A 15,736-nucleotide genomic window follows, 5' to 3' on the forward strand; every position below is an offset into this window, starting at 1 on the left:
TCGCTGCTTTGTAAGTTGCTGGGTGCCAATCGGTGCCTTAGTGGAGGCTTGAGCCGTATGCAGTGAAAGTTGCACGTACGGTTCTTAGAGGGACGGCACTTGGTAACAAGTGTCGTCTACTCGACAATGGGGTGCTATCGGAGCATGAAAAGCGATGTGATAACCAAGCGATTCTGTCGTATCGTAATTACCAAGCGACTTTGCCATTACACTCACTTTAAAGAGAATATCTAGTAAATACTAAGAAAAATACCAACGACCTCCCCCTCTAAGCTGACAATTACCTGACATAACACCACAAAAATAGCGACTTTTGTCATAACCCTGTAAAAAGTAAGTTATTCTCACTGCAAATGATTGCTTTTAATTTATTAACAATCTAACATCTTCTGCAATATTTATTCATATATTGAAAAAGGGTTTTACATGAAGAAGTTATGTTTAGCAGCAATGGTAGCTACAGTACTTGTTGGCTGTAACGCAGGTGACGAAGTTGTAGAACACGGCGGTATCGACATCAATAATTTATCTCAAACCCAAAAACAAGATTACGCAGAGTTAACTGCCGATGCATTAGCAGTCATCGCGCAAGCGGCTGATAATTGTTCAAATGGAATGGCTGTTGGCGAGACAAAACAATGTGACCTTAGCGCTAGCAATACAACGACAAACATTATTGTAGCAAAAGGCCAAATTGACGTTGAACAACAGGAAAATCAAACTGTTATTGTTCATACAACAAAAGCAATGGAGTTTACCTCTCCAAATGCAGTGACAAACGGTGAAGTCATTTCACTTAATTTCAGTGAAAACCTTGATAAAGATTACAACATGACCCTTAAAACGCTACCTGGCGGAAATAACGTTACCTTTAAGGGAATGCTCATTAATACCGCTGACAGCGATGCAAAATATTGGTCTACTGAATCAACAACTGGGCTAGCTCTTAAATATGATGCCAATATCAAGCTTCCATCCCTTATCAGCGGTAATGCCGTAATTACTGGTAAAGATAACCAGACATTTAATTGGTCTGCTGATAGTAATGGCGATATTACCGCTCAATAGAGTTACGCCTAGCATTCATTAACCAGCACTATAATCTAGTGCTGTTTTTTTTCATTTAACCAATTGTTTATTAAACAATAAATTTCTTCCAGCTACGATAGCAGAAATAAGCAGTAACCTTTACTTTTCTAGGTTCAGTTAACATCATTTAATATCTGAGCAGTTCTGTTAGACAAGTGTCATGAAAATTATTTGAAAACAACCATTACTGTCATCTCTTTGTCAAAACCAAGTCATTAACACTGCGAATGATTGCTTTCAATTTATTAACAACCTACCCTCTCTCACAGTATTTATACATATATTGATAAAAGGTCTTGTATGAAGAAGTTATGTTTAGTGGCAATAGTAACAGCAACATTATTAGGTTGTAATGTTGGTGATGAAGTTGTAAATCACGGCGGGATTGATGTTGATAACTTGAGCCATGCTGATTTACAAAACTATGCAGACGTAACTGCAGATGCCTTAACTGTTGTAGCAAAAGCAGCAAAGGACTGTGCTGAGAATCTACCGGTTGGTAATTCTAATGAATGTTATATTCCTGAAATTCAGGGAAATATTGATATTGCTGTTACAAAAGGTCGTATCAAGGTAGAAAAACAAACTGACAGAGTTGTTATTCACACCATTGAAGCGATGCAGTTTACCACCCACAACGCGATTGCAAATGGCGAAATTATTTCATTAACTCTGGATAAAAACACTGATGATGATTACATCATGGCGATGAATAATAGTAATCAAATCACATTTAAAGGTATGTTGGTTAATACTGCGGACAACGATACTACATACTGGTCTACTGAATCTACATCGCCGCTGACTTACCGATATAATATCAATGAAGTTCATCCTTATATCACAAATGGTAGCGCGATTATTTCAGGTAAAGGTAACCAGTACTTTACTTGGTCTGCTGATGCAGATGGCGACATTTCTGTTATTCGATAAATGAATGATCGCCCAGCACGTCATTATACATTGGTCTATGCTGGACGATTAATAGAATCTTATTCATTACTATAATGAATCACGCTCTATTTTAAATTAGCTGTAACACTTGTTTAATTAACGTCACCCCTTCTGGGGTAAACGATAGAATAAACGCCGCGCAGTTAAGTATGATCATTGCCCATAATATGGCTTTAAATGGCTGTTTTTGAGATTTATGGCGCAATATCTTTTGTGCCCATAACGCACCAGGCCATCCCCCCACTAAGGCTAATATATGCAAGCTTGCTTCTTTGGTTCGCCATTTATCTAACTTAGCCGCACGTTTATCATGTGCATACACCGCAAAAGTCACAACGCTTAATACTAAATATCCAATCAGTACTTGATAAGGGGTATTAAAAAGCGCCACAGATATCGCAACAAAAGCCAAAAAGATAACACTAAACCACTGTGACTTTGAAAAAGGTGCGGTGTATTTATCTAAACCTGAATGTGCTTTGGTCAATGTCACTGTTGTTGCTGACATGCGCCCTTTTTTATCTTTACCTATACGAAATGTTACGACCTCATTGATACGAGGACGACACTGTTTATCCGGCAAGGCAGAGACATGAAAAAAAACATCTTGCTCGCCGTTATCTGGTGCAATAAATCCAAAACCTTTTTGTTGATTCCAGCTAATAATCTTTCCCGGTTGGGCCATGTTTGTTCCTAGCTTAAAAAATGTCGTCTATCGCGACGATAGACGTTGTTTTAAATGTTGATGGGCTGAATCAGAGATATCGCTACCCCATGCTTGACGCGCTAACCTATCGGCCGCCACTAATGTTGAACCTGAACCAAAAAACGGATCGGCAATAACATCACCTTCAACACTACTTTGCTCTATTAATATCTCTAATAGTGGGACGGGCTTTTCTGTCGGATAACCACGATAAACACGCTTACATTCCAATACATCTGGAATCGATAAGTTATTCAGTTTTCGCTTACCTTTTTCGAAAAACAAAATAAATTCATAACGTGCTCGATAATGGTATCCCATCCCTATCGCGACTTTATCCCACACGATGGGTTTCCAAAACTTAAACCCCACCTGCTCTGCAATCGGTTTAATGTGAAACATTGTTTCTTGATCACAGAACAAATAAAAATGACTGTTTGGTTTTAAAACGCGATAGGCTTGCGTCAATAAACTTTCAAATCGTTCATTGGGGAAAATATCAAACCATTGGTTACTCGATCCTTTACTTTGTTTTAATCGCGTTGTTGTTCCCACTGAGCGGTGTTTTTCAAGCGACTCATAAGGTGGATCGGTGATCATCAAGTCAATACTTTGATCGGGCAAAGCTGTTAACCACTCAATCGCATCTTTTTGGAAAATTTGCATCAACAAACCTAATCTAATATGTGGGAGGAGAAACACGCAAAATAATGTCCGTCATAATACGTTAAATAACAAAAAACTCATAAAAATGTGATCTAGAATTAAATGTGTGCATATTCTTAAAGGTAATATCGTCTAATTCCAATATGGAATAATTAAATCACCAAGGATAAGGAACAGTGATGAGTAAACGCGCTTTGGTTGTCGAAGGTGGGGCAATGCGTGGCATTTTTGCCACTGGTGTATTAGATGCTTTTATTGAACGTAGTTACAACCCATTTGATTTTACTATCGGCGTATCAGCAGGCTCTGTAGTACTCATGGGATATCTGTGTGAAAGTTATCAACGTAACTATAAAGTTATTACCGAATACGCACGCAGTAAGGAGTTCATTAATTACAGACGTTTTGTTAAAGGTGGTAACTTAATTGATATTGATTGGTTATGGAACACCAGTATCAGTCATCTTCCTTTAGAGCTACACAAATATGAGAATCGTAATGTCCCACTTTACGCCACAACAACGGTGGTCGATACGGGTGAGCCTAACTACGTTGAAGTAACACGTAACAACTTAAATGAAGTGATGACTGCAACATGCGCCCTACCGATCATTTACCGTCAATTTCCACAAGTTGGCGGTATTGAAATGAGCGATGGCGGTATTGCCGATCCTATCCCAGTGATCGAGGCTTACAATAAGGGCGCACGTGATATCACAGTTATTCTATCTCATGCTCAAGGTTTGTTTGCTAAAAATCGACAAGTGCCATGGTTAACACGTCGCTTATTCCGAACAAATCCCGTGTTTGGGCAAGAGTTTTTAACCAAAGAGTCTCGCTATAATAAGGCATTGTATTTTATTCATAATCCGCCAAAGGATTGCAAAATCACCGCCATTGCACCTGATAAAACGTTTATGATTAAAAGATTAACTAAAGATATCAGTAAATTAGATCAAGGTTATCAACAAGGTAGAGAAGCAGGATTAAGGCTGATCAATAATGACCTTCAATTTAAGCCATGATATTTAATGACTTTTTTACTACAAATAGCATCACTATTACGTATACTGCCCGATTCAATTTACACCACGGTTAGTTTTAGATGATTATTTTTACCACCAATGTTGGCGATATTACGATTGAGCTGAACAAGCAAAAAGCGCCTGTTACGGTTAAGAACTTCTTAAAATATTGCCAAGACGGTTTTTACAACGACACTATTTTTCACCGAGTGATCAAAGGCTTTATGATCCAAGGTGGTGGTTACACTGTGAAAATGAAAGAAAAACCAACCCGCGCCCCCATTGTTAATGAAGCAAACCGTGGTCTGAAAAATGTGATAGGTACTATCGCAATGGCAAGAACAGATGCCCCGCATTCAGCAACGGCTGAGTTTTTTATTAATGTTGCTGACAATGATTTTCTTGATCACACAGCAACAACAAATGCGGGCTGGGGATACACTGTTTTTGGCGAAGTAACGGCTGGAATGGACGTAGTAAACAAAATTTCAAAAGTAAAAACATTATCTGTTCGCGATCATGACGATGTCCCTCGTGATCCGATTGTGATTGAAAAAGTCACTATCGTTGAATAGTAAAAAGCCCGTATACGTTTAACTCGCTATGATCGAGTTAGCGTAATACGGGCTTTACCGTTAACTGTAAAGGCTTAAATATCGCTACAAACCTAATGTAAGTTTTCTTGCTTCTCGCCTAGCTTGCGGCGTTAATATACCAATATTCGATATAAGAAAATGATCAACGAAAGGGAAATCGGTTTCACTGTAATTTCGCAATACTAACCCTATCGCTTGCTGCACCTCATAATCACTATCATCGGCTAATAGCAGTACTGTCTCGCACAGTAAGTCGACATTGGTATGCTGTTTGTGATGACAATGCGCCAATAATGACGCTCGTTTCAACCATTTATTATCAGACTCTCGCCATTCAATTAGTTTTGATTCAAATTCGCGATGCCCTAACACAACAGGACTGATTAACTGCTCAACTAAGCGATCAGCAATATCAACCCCATCAACAGTTTCCAGCATTTCTTGATAAGTGTGAAAAGCATGTTCATTTCTAAATGCATGGTAATACTCACCAGCATCAAGTGCTAAATAACGCTCTTCACGATAAACACCGGACCATAGCCAAAGCAGTAAGCGACGATAATTTTCTGCATTATCAATTTTTGTATGTGCTCTCGCATCTTTAAAAATTTCACTTCGTTGCTCGGCATTAACCCCATAGCAAGGCTGATTTACCCTAAGTGTTTGTTGCATATTGGCAGCAACCGCTTTATCTGCAACTTTGGCTAAGTGCTGCTGTATATAAATAACCATAGGTATAACAAGTGACATTGGGCGAATCTTTCCTTTTGCACTGTGTAATGACGCTATGACACTACACATTATGGCCAATTGGCTGACTTTTTATTATATAAACGAACCAAATGGAACGCTGTTCGCTTAACTGTTTCATATTCACTCTAAACAATCAATTTATAAAACACTTTATAATCCCAAGCGATTCGAAACCGTTTTATTTTAGGTTATCAATAGCAAACTAGTTATCAGCACAATCTTCCATTTTTTGTATACAGATTAATTGAGCAGCGTGCAAAACTAAAAAGTGTAAACATCTAATAACACTTCTATCTTTTTTACAGAAATTAACTAATTCATTACAATTAATGATTTTCAACCCCGCCAATGCGTGATAAATATGTTAATTATGTAAACTCAATCAGTTTAAATAACTTTTTATTTTATGATTTATAGTCAAAGATTTTCATATTTCTCATAGTGAAAAGGATATTTAAGACTAAATATTTATAACAATTATGACTCACTACAATCATTAACAGGATGTTTTATGGACACATCAACTTCTCCAACCGCTAATCGTGGAAACTGGAGTTCACGAATTGGCTTTGTTATGGCCGCAGCAGGATCTGCTGTTGGTTTAGGAAACATTTGGAAGTTTCCTTATACTGCTGGCGACAATGGTGGCGGCGCGTTTGTTGCTATTTACTTGTTTTTCGTTATTTTCATTGGCTTTAGCGTCATGCTAACTGAATTTGCAGTGGGACGTAAAACAGGTTTGTCTGCCGTTGGCGCATTTAAAACCACCGATCGTCGTTGGACGTTTGTTGGCATCATGGGGGTATTAAGTGGCCTACTTATCATGGGGTTTTACCCTGTTGTTGGTGGTTGGGCCATTGCTTATATCTATAAAATTTCAACCGGATTATTAAGTACGCCAACGGCTATTAACGATAGTTTTGGTAGCTTTATTTCTGATCCTATACAACCGCTTTTCTGGATGGGACTTTACCTTTTATTTAATATTTTTGTCGTTATCCGAGGCGTTTCAGGTGGTATAGAAAAAGCAGGTAAAGTGTTAATGCCACTGCTTTTCATTATCTTAATCATTGTGTCTATCAAAGGCCTTACCTTACCTGGCTCAATGGCGGGCTTAGAGTTTTTATTCAAGCCTGATTTTTCAAAAATTGATAGTTCTGTTGTGCTTGCTGCACTGGGACAGGCGTTCTTCTCACTAAGTTTAGGTATGGGCTGTATGCTGACATACGGCAGTTACTTACGCAGAAAAGAGAATATCGTACAAACCACCGCTATGGTTACGGCGATGGATACGGGGGTAGCATTACTCGCCGGTATCGCTATGTTCCCTGCAATGTTTGCGTTCAGCATGGAACCTTCTGCAGGGCCAGGTTTGGTATTTGTCGTTGTTCCGCAATTGTTTGCTGAAATGGGTGGCATCGGCTTCTTACTTGCAATTTTATTCTTCGTTGCTTTAAGTGTGGCGGCATTAACCTCGTCAGTGTCATTACTGGAAGTGGTCGTTGCCTACTTAATTGACGAGAAAGGTTTTAGCCGTGTGACTGCGGTGATCAGCGCAAGTATTGTGATGGCGCTACTTTGTATTCTTGCTTCGCTATCTATTGGTGGCTTTGGTCCTAAGCTATTCGACACTGGCGCATTTGATGTCTTTGACTTACTTACTGACAAAATCTTCCTTGCTGTTGGTGGTATGTTGGTGTGTCTATTTGCGGGCTGGCGTTTAGATCGAAGTGAGCTAAAAAAAGAAATTACCAATAACGGAAAAGTGTCATTCCCACTGTTCAACCTTTGGTATGTATTGATTAAATATATCATTCCAGTGGCTATCGCTATTGTTGCAATTTCAGGTGTGAAAGCTGGATTTGATAGTGATAAAGGCGACATCATGTTATTAGGTTTAGCGATTATTGCGCTGTGTGGGGTTTTCTCTAAAAAGCTGTAAATCTATTCGCTACAATCATGACAATATAACAATGAAAGGTTTGTCACTAACAATGACAAACCTTTTTTTTCTTATCGGTATACATTTATTACAAATGAAATCTGGCCATACTTGTATATTTTTATAAATTTGTATTCTCGTATTGAGACCCTTCATAATAATTCGTACACTGAGAGCGTTTAAATAATTAACTGCCATGCATACGGTTTTACTGTAATAAGCTCAATCATAAATCATATTTTTCCTCATTTTCTTATGAATGCGCGACTACACAGCTAATAACAAAATGCCAATACTAACTAGGTGAACTATGTTCAAACGCTTCGAAGGTTTCACGAACGCTTTTCCAAAGCAAGAGCCCACACAACCCCCCCAAGGTATTTTTGCATTTTGTCGCTATTACACTCGTGGATTTGAAAAGCCGTTAGCTTGCATGGCGTTACTTAGTGCTATTGTTGCAATTATTGAGGTTGTGCTATTTGGTTTTATGGGTAAGTTAGTCGATTGGCTAGCAGCAAGTGATCCTAAAACATTCTTAGCTGAAAACGGGACAACCTTAATTTGGTTATCCGTGGTCGTGCTTATCGTAATGCCACTATTAGTCTTGATCTCATCATTGCTATCACACCAAACGTTACTGGGTAACTACCCAATGTCCATTCGTTGGCAAGCTCACCGTTATCTGCTCAAACAAAGCCTGTCGTTTTACCAAGATGACTTTGCAGGACGTATTGCAACTAAAGTCATGCAAACTTCTCTTGCAGTAAGAGAAACGGTAATGAAAACGGCTGATGTTTTCGTTTATGTCTCTGTTTACTTTACTTCGATGTTAGTGATCCTTGCTCAAGCGGATTGGCTATTGATGTTACCTATGTTGGCTTGGTTAATCGCTTATATTGGTATTCAAATTCACTTTATTCCTAAGCTAAAGAAGGTCGCAGCAGAGCAAGCTGATGCCCGCTCGACCATGACAGGACGAATTGTTGACAGTTATACCAATATTGCAACAGTCAAACTGTTCTCCCACAGTAAATATGAAACCGATTATGCCGAAAAAGGGATGAAGGGCTTCCTTGCAACGGTTCATCATCAAATGCGCTTGGTTACCGGATTTGATATTTGCGTTCAATTAGCTAACTACTTATTACTTTTTTCTATTTCTGTCCTCTCTATTTACCTGTGGATGCACAGTGCAATTCAAGTGGGTTCGATTGCAATTGCGATTAGTTTAGCGCTGCGTATTAATGGCATGTCGATGTGGATCATGTGGGAAGTGGGTGCGTTATTTGAAAATATGGGTACCGTTGTCGACGGTATGAAAACGCTGTCTAAGCCAGTTGAAATTGAAGATGAGCCTAACGCTAAGCCATTAGCTGTGCAAAATGGTGGCATTGAATTTGATAACGTAAGCTTTAACTATGGCGAAAATAAAGATGTTATCAACCATCTCACGTTGAATATTAAACCTGGTGAAAAAGTTGGCTTAGTCGGTCGATCTGGCGCAGGCAAATCAACCTTAGTTAACTTGCTATTACGTTTTCATAATTTAGAAGGCGGAAATATTCGCATAGATGGGCAAGACATTGCGAAAGTTACGCAAGATTCATTACGCAGTAAAATTGGCATGGTAACGCAAGATACGTCTTTGCTTCATCGCTCTATTAAAGACAACATTCTTTATGGTGATCCTAAAGCCAGTGAAGAGCAGTTGCTTTCCGCAACTAAACAAGCACATGCCCATGAGTTCATCGAAACATTGACAGACCCGTTTGGTAATATTGGTTACGATGCTCAGGTGGGTGAACGTGGTGTTAAACTCTCAGGAGGACAACGTCAGCGTATTGCTATCTCCCGCGTATTACTGAAAAATGCGCCAATCTTAATCTTAGATGAAGCAACCTCAGCGTTGGATTCTGAAGTGGAAGCGGCGATTCAGGAAAGTTTGGTTGAATTAATGGAAGGCAAAACAGTTATCGCGATTGCCCATCGTTTATCGACTATTGCAGCGATGGATCGTCTTATCGTATTAGATAAAGGCCAGGTTATTGAGCAAGGTACACACCAAGAGCTCATCAATCAGAAAGGTATTTATGCTCAGTTATGGGCACATCAAACTGGTGGCTTCATTGGCGAAGAAAATCATCACCTTGCCACTGAAAGTTAACTATTAACTTAGCCTATGTGTGATTGATGTTAAAAGAGGTCGCTTAGCGACCTCTTTTTTATAATAAGATTATCCGTATTCAATAGCACTGCCCCTTTCATACAACTCTTCCCTTGATTCACGTTGAAACGCCTAACAGTAATATTCCTCATGAAGATAACCCACCAAAAAACAAAAGCTTAATTGAGTTACACGTTGTTACATAAGAATATTTGTTGATTATTTAATTAGCTATTATCATCCCGCTCCCTTTACAAATTTTAAATCCATTTTCCTTTTCTGAGCTTATATGGTTAATAGTCAATCAATTCTAATTGTCGATGACAGTGTAATTATTCAGCAAACGACTAAATTAATTCTGTTGAAAGCGAAATTTGAAGCACAACGAATTTATTTTGCATCAAATGCACAAGATGCAATAAAGCTTTGCCAACGCAATGTATTCGATATCATTTTTATTGATTTTAATTTAGGTCTTGGCAGCACAGGCCTTCAGTTACTTGAGCGCCTCCACCACAATCAATTGATCACTCATCATCCTTTGATTTTTATTGTTACTGCAGATGATTCAGAATCAATTTTGATGGGATTTTCTGAATACCAACCTACAGACTATTTAATTAAGCCTTTTCGTTTAGAAACACTGACAACGCGAATAAATCTCCATTTTAATAAGCATAAGTTTGAAGATGCTGTATTTAACACTTACCAATCAAAGGGTTGGTTAGGTGTACAAGAGTTTATTGAAAACTATTCTTATTGTGATAAATATTGGTCGAGTGTAACAGCCTTGGCTAAACGATTATTGCTAAATAAAGTGACGACAAGTTATAACGATATTGACGTCATGTTAAATAGTTTACTTCAACAAAATGACTATGTGCCTGCTAAATTATTATTAGCGCAATTATGGTTAGAGCAAAATAAATTTGACCAGCTTACTCCGTTGCTTACATCAATTAATTCTTCTAGCCCACAACAACACCTGACACTATTAGATCTTAAAGCTCGCTCTGCATTAAAACAGAACCGTATAAGCATAGGCTATGAATTTTGGTTAGCGGCGCATAAAGTAAGCCGTAATAATCTCTACCGCTTGTTTGGTTTAATATGGATTGAGTTTTGTCTTCAACACGACACTGAGATCGAACGTCATATCAGAGAAGCCTGTTTTTCACTGCGTTTTTCCATTTGGGATAAACCTCAAAACTACGCATTTTTAGTGTGGGTACAGCTACAACAATACAACAAAAAGCACCAGTCGATAGAGAAACTATGGTGCTCTATTAATCAGCAGCAGAAGATCACTAAGCACGATCGCGCCTATATCTATTTATTACAGGCATATCAGGCCGCTGAAAATGATTCTAATTTGATTGCGTATCGTGAATTTATGAATGCATTAAATTATGTAGAGCACCATGAATATAATGAATTACCAAGCGAATTTCTTATTATTGCGCTAAGTACAGCCATTAAGCTTTCAATGCATACTCATATCATTAAGTTTGTAAAGCAGTTGACCAACATTTTCAATTTACAACCTAATGAACCACATAATGTCATTAAGCAGATGTGGCTAAAAGCGCAGACGGCTAAAATTAATGAGAGCAAGTGTGCTGAGTATAGTTATACCTTACAGTTGGTAAAACAAAAACAATTTGTGACGGCTGGACAGTTACTTTTTACATTATGGCCGATGTACCGTTTTGATATCACTTTGGCACGCTGCATAGTGGAACTATTTGCTCGTGGACACCTCGATTTATATGTTAGTGAAAAAAATACTGTCAACGAAGCAAGGTGGGTATTTGAGTCACAAGATATTAAACCTGAATGGTATAAAACATTAAAAACGAAACATACCGTACTCAACCAGCGCCTTTACTAAACGTTAATGAGAATTAAGTCATGCGTCACTTTACTTTACTAATAATTTTATTTATTAGCTCATTAACCTGGGCTGATGACAATGTTCAAAAAACAACATTAAAAGTTGGATACCTTTCATTAGATTGGTCACCGTTATCCTCACTCAATAAAAAGCAAGAAGTCGTAGGGCTATTACCTGACTATATGTCAATTATCAGCCATAACGCTGGGTACACTATTGAAAATATTGTTTATGATACGCCGACTGAAATTCTAACAGCATTAGCACGCGATGAGCTTGATGTTGCCATAGGGGTAAGCAACAGTGCAGAAAGAGAAAAGTTTTTTGCATTTAGTGAGCCTCTATTGGCTTTTCCTTACGCAATGCTTAGCTATTCGTCTTCTAATATTCTCTTAAATTTTGATGACAAGATAATCGCCATTGAAGAGAACAGTGTTCTTAGTGGTTTATTACCTCAAGTTAACGAAAGTATTACCACGATTTCAATGACTGATTCAAAAACCGCTCTCAATTCTGTTAAAAGAGGCGTGGCTGACGCTTACATCGGCAATTCAATTCTTTTAAATAAGCTACTGAAAAGCAATGATCCATCGATCCCATTTGAAGTAACAATACTTGAACAATTACCTTTAGAGCAGTTGCATCTTGCAAGTTCAATAAAAAATAGTGCCATTATCAAACAACTCAATAGCACTATCGTTGCCCTATCTAAAACAGAAATAAATTGGCTTCACAATAAATGGCTGACAAGTAATCAAATTGCTCTACTCAAGGATCCGAGTAAAATTAAACTTACTGGCGATGAAAGTCATTTTCTTGAGTCTTTAGCTACGCTAAAAATTGGTTACCAATTTGATGATAATCGTCTAAAAGATGAAGATATTCTATATCTGCAAGTTGAAGATATCGCTCAAAAAATGAGTTCAGGGCTCGGTATTAATTATGAGTTTATCCATATTAATGACTACTCCCAAGCTAAAGCGTTGCTTGCACAAGGGGATATACATATTCTTAGCGCCGTTGCCACGTCATCATTACGGAAAAAAGAACTGCTTTTTAGCATGCCTTATGGGCAAGAAGGCTGGGTTATTGTAAATAAAATATCAAAACGAAATAGCTACGGAATTACACCTAAAAATAGTATTGGTGTTATTAAATCAAGTTTTGTTAAAAACCTTGCTTTAAACTTATACCCAGATAATAAAACTATTAGTTTTGATTCAAGAAATGACATGCTTGCTGCATTGATTAATGATCAAATCGATTATGCTGTTATTTCACTTAGCCAAGCGCATGTGTTGTTACAAAATGAATACCTTGGCCAATTAAAAATTGTCCCTAGCAAGTTGGATAACCACCAACGTTCAATTAATTTTGCAGTAGATAATAACAATCTTCAGCTAAGAAATATCATTAATAAAGTGATAATGACATTGCCACCAGAAGATCTAACGAATAGTTTTAGAAAGTGGCATTCTATAACCATAAAATCTGACGTTAATTACAGCCAAATCATTGGCTGGGCGATCATAGTTACAACAGTAATTTTTAGTATTATTACTGTAATTATCTATTGGAATCGTCGTTTAAGTCGAGAGATCACACAACGGAAAAATGCCGAACAAAAGCTAACTTATCTAACGAATAATTTTGATGGTGTTTTGATTCAACACTTACAATACAGTGCAAACCCATTTGATATTGAATTTTTATTCATTAGCGAAAAAATCAATCTATTCATTGATTGTGATGCATCTAAACTATACGAAGATCCGGCTTTATTAATTGATATTTTGAAACAGCGTGAAGACTTCGAATCTCTTTATTTAACAATGCAACAGGCAGTTTCTATTGGCTATTGGAGTACTAATTTACAAATTCATTCCAACACGCTTAAACCGCGCTGGATAGAACTACGTTGCCAAATATCGGAAGTTGAAAACGGTTGGCAGTGGAATACTATTATTCTAGATATTTCGCAAACCAAAGAACAACAAGTAGCACTAATGGAAGCTAACGAGAAATCACTGGCTGCGACTGAATCTAAATCACGCTTCTTGGCCATGATGAGCCACGAGATCCGCACGCCAATCAGCGGAATTCTAAGTTTATTAGAGCTAATGGAACCACATGCGAAAACTAATGAATTACGCCAAATTCATCATAATTTGTCACAATCAGGGCGTAACTTGCTCAACATTGTCAATGATGTATTAGATTTTTCGAAAATTGAAGCTGGTAAGCTCAGTATTAACCCAAGTGAAAATAATATTTCGGATCTTATTCATGAATTAGTACAGCCCCACTCTATTCATGCACAGCAAAAAGAAATTACATTCACCTTGTGGCTCGATCCTTCCATCGCACACTGTTTGCTGTTTGATGAAGTACGTTTAACGCAAATTCTTAATAATCTTATTAACAATGCGATTAAGTTTACCGTGCAAGGAAACATTCATCTGGCTGTTGATATGATCCAAGAATCAGCATCAGAACAAAAGCTGACATTCTCTATCACTGATACGGGGATTGGTATTAAACCTAAAGATTTAGAGCGTTTATTTCAACCATTTGTTCAAGTTGAGCAAAACAGTAACCGTCGCTTTAGTGGTACAGGGCTAGGTTTATCCATTTGCCACCAATTAGCCCAACTAATGGGGGGTGAAATTGTCGCGAAAAGTGACATTAATGTTGGCACTACATTTAGTGTTACGATCCCCTTCACTGTTGTTGAAAAGAAATCTGTCAAGCCGTTACATAAACATTGTGGCTTTTTGGGCGATATTGACGAGCAGTTTTTAGAGTTATATTTACAATCATGGCATTGCTCATACACAAAAATTGCAATTGCAAATAAAGCTAAATTACCAGCATTCATTCTAACGAATAAAATCAATACGATTATCGTGAAAGACACATGGCTTACTGATCACAATATTGATGCAGCATGGTTTAAGGCTAATTTACCGTCAATAAACGTTATTACAATTAGCTCTCCGAGCCATTTTTTCACTCAAAGCACCTCGGAAGGTTATATCATTTCTTGTAATCCATTATTGCCGAATCTGTTCTATCAAGCGCTAGCAAAACAGACCTGTAAAAATACCCTATTCCCTGATATAACCACCACAGAAAAGCGTGTATACACCTATGAGCAGGCTGTTGCAAAAGGGCGTTACATTCTGGTTGCAGAAGATCACCCTATTAACCAGCAGATCCTTAAACAACAACTAGAGCAACTTAACTATGCCGTTGATATTGTAGATAACGGTCAAAAAGCACTAGATGCATTAAGCAAGAATTCATATGATCTATTACTAACAGATTGCCATATGCCAGAGCTTGATGGTTTTGAGCTGGTTAAAGCCATTCGTAAACAAGAACAGATAAAAGCTGCTAAGCCTCTTCCTGTATTGGCGTTAACAGCAGATGCGCTATCTAACGAACAATTTTTTAAAGAGATTGGATTTGATGCGTATTTAATTAAGCCAATAACATTAGATGAATTAAATACCGTATTAAACCAATGGATACCGAGTAGAAATTGTGACAATGTCACGTCAACATATGAGCACCTCGTGCCTAATACGTTAACGGATAGTGAAAGCACAACGGATTTAGTTAATATTAACGAGCTTATTGATATCTTCGGTGATAGTGAAACAGCCTATACATTGCTCGATCAGTATCTTGCATCATGTATTAAAGACCAGCATGAATTGAATATGGCTATTAACGAAAATAATATTGAATTAGTAGGCTTAATTATTCATCGAATTAAAGGTGCAGCTCGCGTCATGACGTTCCACCAGCTTGATGCACTTTGCATCGATGTGGAAAAGGATATTCAACAGCATAGAATAGAGACTTTACAGCACCATTATGAATCATTAATAGCTTTAGTTGGTCAACTCACTCAACAAATCGATAATTTAAAAGGTAACTAA

General features: G+C 37.7%; 12 protein-coding genes. 9 read left to right on the forward strand and 3 right to left on the reverse strand.

The window, feature by feature from the left end:
* Nucleotides 1–62: 62 nt before the first annotated feature.
* The 3 genes from C9J45_RS21695 to C9J45_RS18315 all read left to right on the forward strand — a co-directional run bounded on the left by C9J45_RS21695 (nt 63) and on the right by C9J45_RS18315 (nt 2,022).
* The gene (locus tag C9J45_RS21695; protein WP_199190640.1) at nt 63–221 is read left to right on the forward strand and encodes a hypothetical protein; all 159 of its coding nucleotides are present in this window, start codon (nt 63–65) and stop codon (nt 219–221) included.
* Between the two features lie 205 nt (nt 222–426).
* Entirely contained in the window at nt 427–1,068 is a 642-nt protein-coding gene (locus C9J45_RS18310; RefSeq protein WP_107207610.1) for a hypothetical protein, read from the forward strand.
* A 321-nt stretch (nt 1,069–1,389) separates the two neighbouring features.
* Nucleotides 1,390–2,022, forward strand: coding sequence for a hypothetical protein (locus C9J45_RS18315; RefSeq protein WP_107292847.1), 633 nt, complete (start codon nt 1,390–1,392; stop codon nt 2,020–2,022).
* Nucleotides 2,023–2,113: 91 nt separating this feature from the next.
* Here C9J45_RS18315 and C9J45_RS18320 read toward each other — a convergent pair whose 3' ends face one another.
* Nucleotides 2,114–2,728: a cold shock and DUF1294 domain-containing protein gene (locus C9J45_RS18320; RefSeq protein WP_107292848.1), complete on the reverse strand. Its 615-nt coding sequence runs from the start codon at nt 2,726–2,728 to the stop codon at nt 2,114–2,116.
* Between the two features lie 27 nt (nt 2,729–2,755).
* Nucleotides 2,756–3,415, reverse strand: a complete 660-nt coding sequence (locus C9J45_RS18325) for a site-specific DNA-methyltransferase (protein WP_107207607.1) — start codon at nt 3,413–3,415, stop codon at nt 2,756–2,758.
* A gap of 179 nt (nt 3,416–3,594) precedes the next feature.
* Between C9J45_RS18325 and C9J45_RS18330 the strand changes: the two genes are divergently transcribed.
* Both C9J45_RS18330 and C9J45_RS18335 read left to right on the forward strand, forming a co-directional pair.
* Nucleotides 3,595–4,440 carry a patatin family protein gene (locus C9J45_RS18330; protein WP_107246091.1) on the forward strand — a complete coding sequence of 282 codons (846 nt, stop codon included), beginning with the start codon at nt 3,595–3,597 and terminating at the stop codon, nt 4,438–4,440.
* An 80-nt stretch (nt 4,441–4,520) separates the two neighbouring features.
* On the forward strand, nt 4,521–5,015 hold the full coding sequence (locus tag C9J45_RS18335; RefSeq protein WP_107292849.1) for a peptidylprolyl isomerase: 495 nt from the start codon (nt 4,521–4,523) through the stop codon (nt 5,013–5,015).
* An 84-nt stretch (nt 5,016–5,099) separates the two neighbouring features.
* Here C9J45_RS18335 and C9J45_RS18340 read toward each other — a convergent pair whose 3' ends face one another.
* Nucleotides 5,100–5,786, reverse strand: coding sequence for a DNA alkylation repair protein (locus tag C9J45_RS18340; protein ID WP_107207604.1), 687 nt, complete (start codon nt 5,784–5,786; stop codon nt 5,100–5,102).
* A 514-nt stretch (nt 5,787–6,300) separates the two neighbouring features.
* On the opposite strand from C9J45_RS18340, the gene C9J45_RS18345 reads away from it, so the two are divergent.
* From C9J45_RS18345 to C9J45_RS18360, 4 genes are all read left to right on the forward strand, one after another.
* Nucleotides 6,301–7,731, forward strand: coding sequence for a sodium-dependent transporter (locus tag C9J45_RS18345; protein WP_107207603.1), 1,431 nt, complete (start codon nt 6,301–6,303; stop codon nt 7,729–7,731).
* Between the two features lie 310 nt (nt 7,732–8,041).
* Nucleotides 8,042–9,895 (forward strand): ABC transporter ATP-binding protein, encoded by a 1,854-nt coding sequence (locus C9J45_RS18350; RefSeq protein WP_107287950.1) that lies wholly within the window; start codon nt 8,042–8,044, stop codon nt 9,893–9,895.
* Nucleotides 9,896–10,184: 289 nt separating this feature from the next.
* Complete coding sequence (locus C9J45_RS18355; protein WP_107207601.1) at nt 10,185–11,786, forward strand: response regulator; 1,602 nt, start codon at nt 10,185–10,187, stop codon at nt 11,784–11,786.
* A 20-nt stretch (nt 11,787–11,806) separates the two neighbouring features.
* Nucleotides 11,807–15,736: a transporter substrate-binding domain-containing protein gene (locus C9J45_RS18360; protein WP_107292850.1), complete on the forward strand. Its 3,930-nt coding sequence runs from the start codon at nt 11,807–11,809 to the stop codon at nt 15,734–15,736.

Origin of the sequence: Photobacterium sp. GB-1 (assembly GCF_003026165.1) — a bacterium.
In the GTDB taxonomy this organism is placed as follows: Bacteria; Pseudomonadota; Gammaproteobacteria; order Enterobacterales; family Vibrionaceae; genus Photobacterium.

Bases quoted from the DNA above. Each gene is read 5' to 3' on its own strand.
- C9J45_RS18310 (WP_107207610.1), top strand. From the start codon at position 427: ATGAAGAAGTTATGTTTAGCAGCAATGGTAGCTACAGTACTTGTTGGC.
- C9J45_RS18315 (WP_107292847.1), top strand. From the start codon at position 1,390: ATGAAGAAGTTATGTTTAGTGGCAATAGTAACAGCAACATTATTAGGT.
- C9J45_RS18320 (WP_107292848.1), bottom strand. From the start codon at position 2,728: ATGGCCCAACCGGGAAAGATTATTAGCTGGAATCAACAAAAAGGTTTT.
- C9J45_RS18325 (WP_107207607.1), bottom strand. From the start codon at position 3,415: ATGCAAATTTTCCAAAAAGATGCGATTGAGTGGTTAACAGCTTTGCCC.
- C9J45_RS18330 (WP_107246091.1), top strand. From the start codon at position 3,595: ATGAGTAAACGCGCTTTGGTTGTCGAAGGTGGGGCAATGCGTGGCATT.
- C9J45_RS18335 (WP_107292849.1), top strand. From the start codon at position 4,521: ATGATTATTTTTACCACCAATGTTGGCGATATTACGATTGAGCTGAAC.
- C9J45_RS18340 (WP_107207604.1), bottom strand. From the start codon at position 5,786: ATGTCACTTGTTATACCTATGGTTATTTATATACAGCAGCACTTAGCC.
- C9J45_RS18345 (WP_107207603.1), top strand. From the start codon at position 6,301: ATGGACACATCAACTTCTCCAACCGCTAATCGTGGAAACTGGAGTTCA.
- C9J45_RS18350 (WP_107287950.1), top strand. From the start codon at position 8,042: ATGTTCAAACGCTTCGAAGGTTTCACGAACGCTTTTCCAAAGCAAGAG.
- C9J45_RS18355 (WP_107207601.1), top strand. From the start codon at position 10,185: ATGGTTAATAGTCAATCAATTCTAATTGTCGATGACAGTGTAATTATT.
- C9J45_RS18360 (WP_107292850.1), top strand. From the start codon at position 11,807: ATGCGTCACTTTACTTTACTAATAATTTTATTTATTAGCTCATTAACC.